An 11677-nucleotide genomic window follows, 5' to 3' on the forward strand; every position below is an offset into this window, starting at 1 on the left:
ACCGGGCCGGCAGTGAGGAGATCCGTTGACCAACGCCTCGATCGCCGGCGAGGTCGTGCGTGCCGCCGGGTCCGGCGAGCCGCGCGTGCCGACGGTCACCCCACGATGGCGGCGGCTGCTGGCCGCCCACTACTTCTGGGTCGTGCCCGGGCTCGTGATGCTGGGCCTGGGCCGCTACCGGTACCTGACGCCCCGGCTCTGGCGTGACGAGATCGCGACGTGGAGCGCCGCCGTCCGCAGTGTCCCGGAGCTGCTCCACCTCCTGGGCAACACGGATGCGGTCGCCGGCGGCCACTACCTGTTCATGCACTACTGGATCGCCGTCTTCGGGGACTCCGCCGCGTCGTTGCGGACCCCGTCGCTGCTCGCCATGGCCGCCGCGGCGGCGCTGGTCGCGCTCACCGGCAACCACCTGCACGGGGGCGCCGGCGGCCTCGCCGCGGGACTGCTGTTCGCGGCGATCCCGGCGACGTCCCGGTTCGCTCAGGAGGCCCGCTCGTACGCGTTCGCCACCCTGGCGACCGCCCTGGCCACCTACCTGTTCGTGCGCGCCCTGGACCGGCCGGGCTGGGGACGCTGGGCCTGGTACTCGGCCGCCCTCGTCCTGGTCGGGTACGCGCATCTCGTCGCGCTCCTGCTCTTGTCCGGCCACGCCGTCGCCGTCGCCTGGCTGCTGGCCGTCGACCGGGACCGGCGGCTGCTGCGCTGGCCGGCGGCGGCCGGCCTCGCCGTCGCCGCGCTGTCGCCGTTGATCCTCGTGGCCCGGCACCAGCGCACCACCCAGATCGGCTGGATGCCGGTGCCGGCGGCACCCGACCTCCTGCCGACGCTGACCATGGTCACGGCGTCCACGCTGGTGGCCGGCGCACTGGTCGGCATGGCCGCGGCCGGGTCGCGGCGAGGTCGCACGCGAAGCCTGCTGGTGTGCGCCGGCGGTGTGCTGGCGCCGCCGATCGCGGGTTTCGTCGTGTCCCAGTCCACCCCGATCTGGTGGCCGCGGTACCTGCTGTTCCTGCTCCCGGCGCTCGCGCTCCTCGCCGCACGGGCACTCGCGCGGGCAGCCGTACCGGCGGTCGTCGCCGGTGCCGTCCTCGTCGGTCTGCTCGGCCTGCCGGACCAGCTGGCGATCCGGGGCCCGGCCGGACATGAGGCGGACCGCTACCCGGCCGAGCCGTGGTACACCCCTCCGAACTGGTTCGGCGCCGCGCGAATCGTCCGCTCCGGTCAGCAGCCGGGCGACGGCATCGTCTACGTCGGCGACTCGGACCGCGCCCGCTCGATGTTCATGCTGCGCAGCACGATGGACTATTACCTGCGCACCGACGCCACCCGGCCCAAGGACGTCTACCTGGACAGGTCGGCCGCGCAGATCGGCGGGTTCTGGGCCCGGGAGTGCGCCGACCCGAAGGCCTGCCTCGCCGGGACCGGACGAGTGTGGGTCGTCGCGGTGTCCATACAGGACCATGTCGTCGCCGGGGCGGGGAACGACGCCGGGTTGGCCGCGCTGCGGGGGTACCGGTCCGTGCGGGTCTGGCATCCGGGCGGCCTGACCATCGAGCTGGTGCAGCGCGCCGGCTGACGGAGTTCCCGGCGGCCGGGCGGCAGCGTCAGTCGGCCAGCGGCCCGCTGGCGCGGGCCGTGTCGGCGCCGGCACTGGTGCGCCGTCGCTGTCCATGCTCGCCGTACCAGTCGATGATCAGCAGCGTGGCGTCGTCGGCGAGCACGGGGCCGGCGACCCGCACGACCGCGTCGGCCAGGGCGCGGGTCGCTTCGCGCGGGTGCAGGCCGGCCACCTGCAGCAGCTCGGCGGGCAGGTCGAGCTTCGCGGCCCGACGCTCCCGCACCCCGTCGGTCACGATCACCAGCCGGTCACCGGCCGACAGCCGCAGCTCACCGCTGTCGAACGTCGTGCCGGGCAGCATGCCGAGCGGGATGTTGCGGGGCAGCCCCACCTGCTCGACCTGCCCGTCCCGGACCAGCAGCGGCGGCAGATGCCCGGCGTTGATCAACGTACACACGCCGTGGACCAGATCGATCCGGCCGAGGACGGCGGTGATGAACGTGCTCGCGGCGGAAGCGTGCTCGGCCACCGCGGCGTTCGCGACCTCGGCCTGCTCGACGAGGCCCCGCCCGAGGCGGCGGGTGTTGCGCAGGCTGCCCACGCCCAGCGTGGCGGTCAGCGCGCTCGCGACCCCGTGCCCCATCGCGTCGGTGACGCTGAAGTGCAGCAGGTCGCGCGCCAGGGAGTAGTCGAACGTGTCGCCGCCGATGCCGGCCGCCGGCTCCAGCCAGCCCGACAGGGTGAAGGTACCGGCTTCGCAGGTGAACGCGCCGGGCAGCAGCCGGCGCTGGATCTCGGCGGAGAGGTTGAACGGTGTGGTGCGCTGACCCCATTCGAACAGGTCCGTGTGCCGCCGGTTGGCGATCACCACGAAGCCGAGCAGGTGCGCGATCCGGCCGATCTCCCGCACCGCCCGGGGGTCGGGCTCCTCGGGCAGCACCAGCTCCAGCAGGCCGATCGCCTCGCCGCGCTCCGTGACCGGCGCCCACACCGTCCACCCGTCGTCGCCGTCGAGCACCTGCGGTGTCTGTGTCCGCAGGGCCTGCTCCGTCGGCCCGCCGTCGAACGGCAGCACGGTGGCGATCTCAACACCGCGGCGGTGGCCGGCGCCCGCGGGGTGCTCCTGTGGCACGTACGTCAGCCGGACCAGCGCGCGGCCGCTCAGGTCGGCGATCAGGAACGACGCCGACCGCGCGTCGAGGGCCCTGGCCAGCTCCCGGGTGATCGCCTCGACGGCGTCGACCGGCGCCGCGTCCTCGACCGCGCCGAGCACCGCCGCCATCATCGATGTCCCACCAAGGTCCACTCCCGAATCATACGATCGCGGCAGCATCCGGACACGGTAAGAAGGCGGGGCACCCGCGCGGCCGGACCTCGGGACAACAGCCGCGCGGAGCGGCCCCGACGGATGCTCAGCCGTGGACGCCTCCGGGGCCGGGCAGGTCGGGGTCGCTGGTGCTGTGCGGGAGGTTGATCAGCGTGAGGACGTGGTGCGCGGTGCTGCCGGCGGGTGCGTACAGCCGCAGCGGACCGGATCCGTCCTGACGGTGGCGGTACAGCTCGGCGACGGCGGCGCTGGCGAGGTGGGTGACGCCGGTGAGGCCGACGGTCAGCCGGTGGGTGCCGCCGAGCGTGCGCCGGGCCAGCTCCGCGCGCAGGCGCGTGGCGTGGTGGGCGTCGAGCGGGCCATGGACGGCGATGCGGTTGCTGGGCGCGTCCGGCTGCTCGACGATGCGCATCAGGTCCGCCGCCTGGTGCGCGGCCAGGACGGCACCGTGGCTGATCTGGTCGGCCATGAGCAGGCGGGCCGGGCCTGACAGCCGGCGGTGCACCGTGGCGGTGGTGCCGTGCTCGGCCCCGGTGTAGGAGACCAGGATCGGCCCCGGCGACTCGGACCGGTCCCGATACGTCCTCGCGTCACCGGGGCGTTTGCCGGCATCGTCTGACACCGGCTCACCACGTCGTCGTGGAAACGTACTGCACCACTTGGATGTACCACACCGCCGGGCCGCAGCGGCGCACCCGCACCGGGCGGCCCGCTCATGGCGGCCGGAGCAGCGGCACCGGAACCGGTTCCGGCGCGGCGAGGCAGAGGTACTGGCGCAGGGCATGGGCGTCGGGCGCGGTGGCGGTCGTCAGCGAGGCCGGTCCGGCGAGCGGCACGCGGACGGCGGTGGGGCCGAGCACCTGCGGCGCCCCCGGCGCCACGCCGGGGTGGACGTGCAGCAGCGAACCGGTCGCCCTGGCGGCGCCGAGGACGGCCGGCCCGGCCCAGCCGTCGGCGCCGGGACCGACGTCGAGCCGCTGGCGCAGCAGCGGCCGACCGGCGTAGGTCACCGACGTGCTGACGGTGAGGTCGCCCGGTGCTTCGTCGTGCCGGCCGCAGACGAGTTCGTCGCGCCACAGCAGCGTCGCGCCCTCGCCGGCGTCGACGCTCGCGGCGGTGGTGTGGCGGCAGCCGGCGGCGGCGACGGTCTGCTCGGGCAGCCAGTGCAGCGTCCCGCCGTCGGCGACGGTCACCCGGACGTCGAGGTGCGAGGGTGCGCCCGTACGTGAGGGCAGGGCGATCGACGCGGCGACGGTGCGCAGGCTCAGCCTCGCCCCCGGCCCGACGTCGATGTCCAGTCGCAGGTCGTCGCCGCCGAGCGGGCCGGCCGCGCCACCGACGAGGTGCACGGTGGCCCAGCCGGCGTCGAGGCCCGCGGCGACGCCGGTCTGCCGCAGCAGCAGCGGGGTCTCGCCGCGGAGCTGGGCGAGCCGGGTGCCGCCGCGGCCGTCGGCCTCGGCGACGACCCTGGCGTGCGCCCGCATCAGCCGGTCGCGGCGTGGGCGTGCGGCCGGCCCTCTTGGTGGGCCTGGTGGTGGGCACGTTGGTGGGCTTGGTGGTGAGCGACGAGATGGCGCACCCAGTCGGCGACCGCGGTGGCGTGCGGGTCGGTCGCGATCGACAGGAAGATCGTGGGCAGCTCGCCGCGGCGGGCCCGGGCGTCCCGGTCCATCACCGCCAGGTCGGCGCCGACCATGGGCGCCAGGTCGGTCTTGTTGATGACCAGCAGGTCGGCGGCGGTGACCCCGGGCCCGCCCTTGCGGGGGACCTTGTCGCCGCCGGCCACGTCGACGACGAAGATCTGCTGGTCGATGAGGCCCTTGCTGAAGGTGGCGGTGAGGTTGTCGCCGCCGCTCTCCACCAGCACCAGGTCCAGCGGCCCGAGCATGGACTCCAGCTCCTCGACGGCGTCGAGGTTGGCGGAGATGTCGTCGCGGATCGCGGTGTGCGGGCAGCAGCCGGTCTCCACGGCACGGATGCGTTCCGGCGGCAGGACCGCGTTGCGCTTGAGGAAGTCAGCGTCCTCGGTGGTGTAGATGTCGTTGGTGACCACGCCGAGGCGCAGCTCGCCGCCGAGGGTCCGGCACAGCGCGGCGACCAGGGCGGTCTTGCCCGATCCGACGGGCCCGCCGATGCCGATCCGCAGCGCCCGCCCTCCCTCGGCGGCGCCGGCGAGCGGGGCGTGCGGGTCGACGTCGGGGTGCGGGTGGCTGTGCGGAACGGTCTCGTCGTGGTGGCTGTCAGGACGCAAAGAGACGCACCTCCCAGGTGGCGTGAGTTTCGGCGTGGATGTCGGCCAGTGGTGCGGTGTTCGCCGGCAGGTCGGCGGGCGCGGCGCCCGCCTCGGCGGCCGCGCGGGCGGCGACCTGGTCGCAGGTGGCGGCCAGCCGGGCCAGCAGCGCCTGGGCCTGATACGGGTCCAGGCCCAGGAGTCGTACGGCGGCGCTGGCCGGACCGGTGACGATCCCGTGCGTGGCGACCAGCGCGGTCTGCTCGGTGGTGAGGCCGGCGGCGGCCGCCGTGAGCCCGAGCGCGATCGGCTGGTGGCAGCCGTCGGCGTGGTGCGGAACCTGGGCGAACAGCGGGGACGGCCAGGTGGTCCGGCCGGCCCGCAGCAGCGCCCGCCCCTGCCGGCGGGAGGCGAGCCGCAGCGCCGGCGAGGCGGTGCGGGCGTCGAGCTCCGCGTCGAGCTCCGCCAGGACGGCGCCGAGGGCTACCGTCTCGGCCGCCGCCTGTCTGGTGGCCGCGGCGAAGGCCGCCGTCACGGGGCCGGCGGTGGCCAGCCGGCCGCGCAGGAACGCCTCCAGCTCGGGTATTCCGGTGACCCGCCCGGCGGCCACCGCGGCCTCGAGGCCGCTGGAGTGGGCGTGGCCGCCGGAGGGGAACCGGCCGTCGGCGAGGAGCAGCAGTGTGGTGTCCATGGCGGCTAGAACAGGAAGTACCGCTGGGCCATGGGCAGCTCGGTCACCGGGTCCGGGTCCACCACTTCCCCGTCGATGCGGACGGTGAACGTGTCGGGCTCGACCTCGATGCGCGGCATGGCGCCGTTGTGCGGGAGGTCGGCCTTGCCGCGGGACCGGACGTCCGCGACGGGGACGAGCCGGCGCCGGACGTCCAGCTCCAGCCCCGCCTCGATGGCCGCCGGGGCGACGAACGCGACGCTGGTCGCCGCCGGCACGACGCCGTAGGCACCGAACATCGGCCGCGGCAGGACCGGCTGCGGGGTGGGGATGGAGGCGTTGGCGTCGCCCATCTGCCCCCACGCGATCATGCCGCCCTTGATGACCACGTGCGGACGGACGCCGAAGAACGCCGGATCCCACAGCACCAGGTCGGCGAGCTTGCCGGCCTCCACCGAGCCGACCTCGGTCTCCAGGCCGTTGGCCATCGCCGCACAGATGGTGTACTTCGCGACGTACCGGCGGGCGCGGTGGTTGTCGGCGGCGCCGTCGCCCGGTAGCGCGCCGACGCGGGCCTTCATCACGTGGGCGGTCTGCCAGGTCCGCATCACCACCTCGCCGATGCGCCCCATCGCCTGCGAGTCCGAGCCGATGATCGAGATGGCGCCGAGGTCGTGCAGCAGGTCCTCGGCGGCCATCGTCGAGGGCCGGATCCGGCTCTCCGCGAACGCCAGGTCCTCCGGGATGTCCGGCGACAGGTGATGGCACACCATGAGCATGTCCAGGTGCTCGGCGAGCGTGTTGCGGGTGTACGGCCGGGTCGGGTTGGTCGAGGACGGCAGCACGTTGGGGAGGCTCGCGACGGTGATGATGTCCGGTGCGTGGCCGCCGCCGGCGCCCTCCGTGTGGTACGAGTGGATGGCCCGCCCGTTGATCGCCCGGAGGGTGTCCTGGACGAACCCGGCCTCGTTGAGCGTGTCGGTGTGGATGGACACCTGGACGCCGGAGGCGTCGGCGACGCGCAGGCACGCGTCGATGGCCGCCGGGGTGGTGCCCCAGTCCTCGTGCAGCTTGAACCCGCCCGCCCCGCCGCGCAGCTGCTCCCACATCGCCTCCTCGGAGACGGTGTTGCCCTTGCCCAGCAGCAGGACGTTGACCGGCCACACGTCGAGCGCCTCGTGCATGCGGGCGAGGTGCCAGGCGTTGGAGGTGACGGTGGTGGCCTTGCTGCTCTCCGCCGGGCCGACCCCGCCACCGACGAGGGTGGTGACGCCGCCGGCGAGGGCCTCGGTGACGAGCTGCGGGCAGATGAAGTGCACGTGGGTGTCGACCGCGCCGGCGGTGAGGATCCTGCCGTTGCCGGCGACGATCTCGGTCGACGGCCCGATCACCAGGTCCGGGTGGACGCCGGGCATGATGTCGGGGTTGCCGGCCTTGCCGATCGCCACGATGCGGCCGTCGCGGATGCCGACGTCGGCCTTGACGATCCCCCAGTGGTCCAGGATCACCGCGCCGGTGATGACGGTGTCGGGGGTGCCCTCGGCGCGGGAGGCCCGGGACTGGCCCATCGACTCGCGGATCACCTTGCCGCCGCCGAAGACGGCCTCGTCGCCGCCGGCGCAGTGGTCGGCCTCGACCTCGACGATGAGGTTGGTGTCGGCGAGCCGGATGCGGTCGCCGGTGGTCGGCCCGTACAGGGCGGCGTAGCGCCGCCGATCCAAGAAGCTCACAGTGCACCGCCGCATTCGCCGCGCAGCCCCGGGACGACGCGCGCGCCGCCGAGCGGGACGAGGTCGACCTCGCGGGTGACGCCGGGCTCGAAGCGGACGGCGGTGCCCGCGGGGACGGCGAGGCGCTGCCCCCAGGCGGCCGCCCGGTCGAACCGCAGACCGGGGTTGGCCTCGGCGAAGTGGTAGTGGGAGCCGACCTGGACGGGCCGGTCGGCGGTGTTGGTCACCATGAGTGTGGTGACCGGACGGCCGGCGTTGATCTCGACATCACCGTCGCCCGGCAGGACCTCGCCGGGGATCACGCGATCGGGTGGTGCACCGTCACCAGCTTGGTGCCGTCCGGGAACGTGGCCTCCACCTGCACCTCCTTCAGCATCTCGGGGATTGCGTCGAGCACGTCGTCGCGGGTCAGCACGTGCCGGCCGGCCTCCATGAGCTCCACGACGGTGCGGCCGTCGCGGGCGCCCTCCAGGAGGAAGGCGGTGATGACGGCCACCGCCTCGGGATGGTTGAGTCGCAGGCCGCGGTCTCGGCGGCGCTGCGCCACGTCGGCGGCGACGTGGATGAGCAGGCGTTCCTGCTCGTGCGGGGTCAGGAACACGATGGTCTCCAGGTCATACGGACAGTGCCTGCCGGACGGCGGAGCGGGCGTCGTCGCCGCCCTGGCCGGTCGAGGTGACCCTGCCTGCTTCGAGGACGTAGTACCGCTGGGCCGCCGCGAGCGCGAAGCCGACGTGCTGCTCAACGAGCAGGACCGACACGCCGCCGCGGGCGGCGACGGCCAGGATCGTGCGTTCGATCTCCGCGACGACGGTCGGCTGGATGCCTTCGGTCGGCTCGTCGAGCAGCAGGACGCGCGGCCCGGTGACGAGCGCCCGGGCGATGGCGAGCTGCTGGCGCTGCCCGCCGGACAGCAGCCCGGCGCGGCGGCCGAGCAGGCCCGCCAGGGCCGGGAACAGGTCGAGGGCCTCGGCGACCGCCGCCTTGCCGCCGGGGCGGCCGTCCGCGACCAGCTGGAGGTTCTCGGCGGTGGTCAGGTGCGGGAAGGACTGCTGGCCCTGCGGCACGTACGCCATGCCGCGGGCGACCCGTTGGTGCGGCGCGAGGCCGGTGATGTCCTCGCCGTCCAGGCGGATCGTGCCCTGTCTCGGCTTGAGCAGCCCGATGGCGGCGCGCAGCAGGGTGCTCTTGCCGGCGCCGTTGTGGCCGAGCACCGCGGCGACGCCGCCGGCCGGCACCTCCGCGGATATGCCGTGCAGGACGGTGCTGCGCCCGTACCCGACATGGATGTCGTCGAACTGGAGCATCAGGCCTCCTGGACGGCGGGTTCGGGGGCGTGTCCCAGGTAGACCTCCTGGACCTTCGGATCGGCCTGCACCTGCGCGACCGTGCCTTCGGAGAGCACCTTGCCGACGTGCATGACGGTGACGGTGCGGGCGTACCGGCGCAGGAAGTCCATGTCGTGCTCGATGACGACGACGGTGCGGTCGCGGGCGACGACGCCCAGCAGCTCACCGGTGGCGTCGCGTTCGTCGTGGCTCATGCCGGCGACCGGCTCGTCGAGCAGCAGCAGCTGGACGTCCTGGACGAGCAGCATGCCGATCTCCAGCCACTGCTTCTGCCCGTGGGCGAGGGTGCCGGCGAGGCGGTCCCGCTGCGCGGTGAGCCCGATCGTCTCCAGGGCCCGCGCCACCTCGTCGGGGACGCCGCGGCGGCGGCGCAGCAGGGTGAGCGGGCCGCGGCCCGCACCGGCGGCGATGTCGAGGTTCTGCAGGACCGTCAGCTCCTCGAACACCGTCGCGGTCTGGAACGTGCGGCCGACGCCGAGCCGGGCGATGCGGTGCACCGGACGGCCGAGCAGCTCCCGCTCGCCGAAGCACACCGAACCGGTCGCCTTGACCAGGCCGGTGACGGCGTCGACCAGCGTGGTCTTGCCTGCGCCGTTGGGTCCGATGAGGAACCGGATGTCGCCGGGCTGCACGTCGAGGCTGACGCCGTCGACCGCGGCGAAGCCGTCGAACACCACTCGCAGGTCACGGATCCGCAGTCCTTCAAGAGCGTCACTCATGCCGGCACCTCCTGTGCGGGGACCTCCTGTGCTGGGGCCTTCTGTGCGGGGGTCTTCTCCGATGCGCGGCGGGCGCGAACCATCCGGACCAGCGACGCCAGCCCGCCCGGCAGGAAGGCGACCACGAGCACGAACAGCAGCCCCTGCAGGTAGGTCCAGGCGGCCGGGAACTGCTCCGACAGCGTGGTCTTCGCCCACGCCACGGCGACCGCGCCGAGCACCGGGCCGAGCAGCGTCGCCCGGCCGCCGACGGCGACGCCGATGACGAACTCGATCGACGGCACGATGCCGATCAGCGCCGGGTTGATGATGCCGACCGCCGGCACGAACAGCGCCCCGGCCAGGCCCGCCATACCCGCGGCGGTGACGAAGGCGACGAGCTTGACGTTGGCGGGGTCGTAGCCGAGGAAGCGGACCCGCTCCTCGGCGTCGCGCACCGCGACCAGCAGCTCGCCGTAGCGGCTGTGCATGAGCTGGCGGACCACGACCAGCAGCAGCAACAGGACGCCGGCGATGATGAAGTACACCATCCGCTGGTTGACCGGGTCGTCCAGGTCGTAGCCGAAGAAGCCCTGGAAGTCGGTGAGCCCGTTGGTGCCGCCGGTGGTGCCCTGCTGGCCGATGAGGAAGATCGCCATGGCGGCCGCGAGCGCCTGCGACAGGATCGCGAAGTAGGCGCCGCGCACCCGGCGGCGGAAGACGAGCGAGCCGAGCAGGAACGCCACCGCCATCGGCAGGAGCACGGCGGCGGGGATGGCGAAGTACGGGCTGGCGAACGGTCGCCACCACCACGGCAGCTCGTCCAGCTGCCCGTACAGCTCCATGAAGTCCGGCATGTTGCCCGGACCCGCGTCGGCGAGCTTGAGATGCATCGCCATCGCGTAACCGCCCAGCCCGAAGAACACGCCCTGGCCGAGGGTGAGCAGCCCGCCGCGCCCCCACGCCAGGCCGATGCCGATCGCGACCATCGCCAGGCACAGGTACTTGGCCAGCAGCCCGAGCCGGAAGTCGGAGAGCGCGAACGGGGCGACGGCGAACAGCAGCACCGCACCGGCGGCGAAGCCCGCGCCCGCCCGTACGGACGCACCCTTCGCGAGAAGGCGGTTCATGTAAGGCTCCGGGTGCGTAGGGTGAACAGCCCCTGGGGCCGCCACTGCAGGAACGCCACGATGGCGATGAACACGCCGACCTTCGCCACGCTCACCGTGGTCGAGTACTCCACTGTGGACTGCAGGACGCCGAGCACGAAGGCGACGATCACGGTGCCCTTGAGCTGGGCGATCCCGCCGACCACCACGACGAGGAACGCGTCGATGATGATGTTGGTGCCCATGGTCGGGCCGATCGGGCCGAGCAGGGTGAGCGCCACCCCGGCGACCCCGGCGAGGCCGGAGCCGATGAAGAAGGTCAGCCGGTCGACCCGGCCGGTCGGGATGCCGGAGACCGCGGCGAGGTCACGGTTCTGCACCACCGCGCGGATCCGCCGGCCCAGGGAGGTGTACCGCAGAGCCAGCGTCAGCGCCGCCACGGCGAGCAGCGCGAGGGCGAGGATGAACAGGCGGTTGTTCGCCAGGACCAGGTCGCCGACGATCTTGATGTTGCCGGTGAGCAGGTCGGGGGCGCGGGTCTGCACGTTCGGGGCGCCGAAGATGTCCCTGGCCGCCTGCTGCAGGATCAGCGAGACGCCCCAGGTGACCAGCAGTGTGTCCAGCGGGCGGGCGTAGAGCCGGCGGATGAGCAGGGTCTCCAGCACCACGCCCATCGCCCCCGCGATGAGGAACGCGACCGGCAGCGCCACGAGCAGCGAGAGCCCGGCGACGGTGATGACCTGCTGCAGCACGAACACGGTGTACGCGCCGGTCATGATGAACTCGCCGTGGGCCATGTTGATGACGTTCATCTGGCCGAAGGTGAGGGCCAGGCCGAGCGCGATGAGCAGCAGTACAGCACCGATGCTGACGCCGGTGAACAGTTGACTGACGATGACCATCGGAAACGTCCGTTCGGATGCGGGCGGGGGTGGCGCAGGACGGGCCGGGCGGCGCCCCCCGGGCCGGGGGGGGGGGGGTAAGGTAGAGTAGACCTAATTAA

Annotated in this window: 13 protein-coding genes; 1 reads left to right on the top strand and 12 read right to left on the bottom strand. The window is 73.5% G+C overall.

The genetic code is table 11. The features are described 5' to 3' along the window. The first annotated feature begins 25 nt into the window (after nt 1-25). Entirely contained in the window at nt 26-1579 is a 1554-nt protein-coding gene (locus AB0I21_RS41580) for a glycosyltransferase family 39 protein (protein WP_360569181.1), read from the top strand. 28 nt (nt 1580-1607) lie between these two features. Here the strand turns inward: AB0I21_RS41580 and AB0I21_RS41585 are convergent, their stop codons facing one another. The 12 genes from AB0I21_RS41585 to urtB form a co-directional block, all read right to left on the bottom strand. Beyond that, nucleotides 1608-2867, bottom strand: coding sequence for a PP2C family protein-serine/threonine phosphatase (locus AB0I21_RS41585; protein WP_360569182.1), 1260 nt, complete (start codon nt 2865-2867; stop codon nt 1608-1610). A gap of 106 nt (nt 2868-2973) precedes the next feature. Then, nucleotides 2974-3510, bottom strand: a complete 537-nt coding sequence (locus tag AB0I21_RS41590; RefSeq protein WP_360569183.1) for an STAS domain-containing protein — start codon at nt 3508-3510, stop codon at nt 2974-2976. A gap of 91 nt (nt 3511-3601) precedes the next feature. Then, a complete protein-coding gene (locus AB0I21_RS41595; protein WP_360569184.1) occupies nt 3602-4372 on the bottom strand; it encodes an urease accessory protein UreD in 771 nt (256 codons plus the stop codon). Next, a complete protein-coding gene (ureG, locus tag AB0I21_RS41600; RefSeq protein ID WP_360569185.1) occupies nt 4372-5139 on the bottom strand; it encodes an urease accessory protein UreG in 768 nt (255 codons plus the stop codon). The genes AB0I21_RS41595 and ureG overlap by 1 nt, the downstream gene beginning before the upstream one ends. Beyond that, nucleotides 5129-5809: an urease accessory UreF family protein gene (locus tag AB0I21_RS41605; RefSeq protein ID WP_360569186.1), complete on the bottom strand. Its 681-nt coding sequence runs from the start codon at nt 5807-5809 to the stop codon at nt 5129-5131. Before AB0I21_RS41605 ends, ureG begins: the two co-directional genes overlap by 11 nt. A gap of 5 nt (nt 5810-5814) precedes the next feature. Beyond that, nucleotides 5815-7518 (bottom strand): urease subunit alpha, encoded by a 1704-nt coding sequence (locus AB0I21_RS41610; RefSeq protein WP_360569187.1) that lies wholly within the window; start codon nt 7516-7518, stop codon nt 5815-5817. Then, the gene (locus tag AB0I21_RS41615) at nt 7515-7820 is read right to left on the bottom strand and encodes an urease subunit beta (protein ID WP_360569188.1); all 306 of its coding nucleotides are present in this window, start codon (nt 7818-7820) and stop codon (nt 7515-7517) included. Before AB0I21_RS41615 ends, AB0I21_RS41610 begins: the two co-directional genes overlap by 4 nt. Further along, nucleotides 7817-8119, bottom strand: coding sequence for an urease subunit gamma (locus tag AB0I21_RS41620; protein WP_360569189.1), 303 nt, complete (start codon nt 8117-8119; stop codon nt 7817-7819). The genes AB0I21_RS41615 and AB0I21_RS41620 overlap by 4 nt, the downstream gene beginning before the upstream one ends. Nucleotides 8120-8132: 13 nt before the next feature. Beyond that, nucleotides 8133-8825, bottom strand: coding sequence for an urea ABC transporter ATP-binding subunit UrtE (gene urtE / locus AB0I21_RS41625; protein WP_360569190.1), 693 nt, complete (start codon nt 8823-8825; stop codon nt 8133-8135). Next, nucleotides 8825-9586 (bottom strand): urea ABC transporter ATP-binding protein UrtD, encoded by a 762-nt coding sequence (gene urtD / locus AB0I21_RS41630; protein WP_360569191.1) that lies wholly within the window; start codon nt 9584-9586, stop codon nt 8825-8827. The genes urtE and urtD overlap by 1 nt, the downstream gene beginning before the upstream one ends. Further along, complete coding sequence (gene urtC, locus AB0I21_RS41635) at nt 9583-10695, bottom strand: urea ABC transporter permease subunit UrtC (protein ID WP_360569192.1); 1113 nt, start codon at nt 10693-10695, stop codon at nt 9583-9585. Before urtC ends, urtD begins: the two co-directional genes overlap by 4 nt. Beyond that, nucleotides 10692-11576 (bottom strand): urea ABC transporter permease subunit UrtB, encoded by an 885-nt coding sequence (gene urtB / locus AB0I21_RS41640; RefSeq protein ID WP_360569193.1) that lies wholly within the window; start codon nt 11574-11576, stop codon nt 10692-10694. The genes urtC and urtB overlap by 4 nt, the downstream gene beginning before the upstream one ends. Nucleotides 11577-11677 lie beyond the last annotated feature (101 nt).

Origin of the sequence: Dactylosporangium sp. NPDC050588, from assembly GCF_040654975.1 — a bacterium.
In the GTDB taxonomy this organism is placed as follows: Bacteria; Actinomycetota; Actinomycetes; order Mycobacteriales; family Micromonosporaceae; genus Dactylosporangium; species Dactylosporangium maewongense.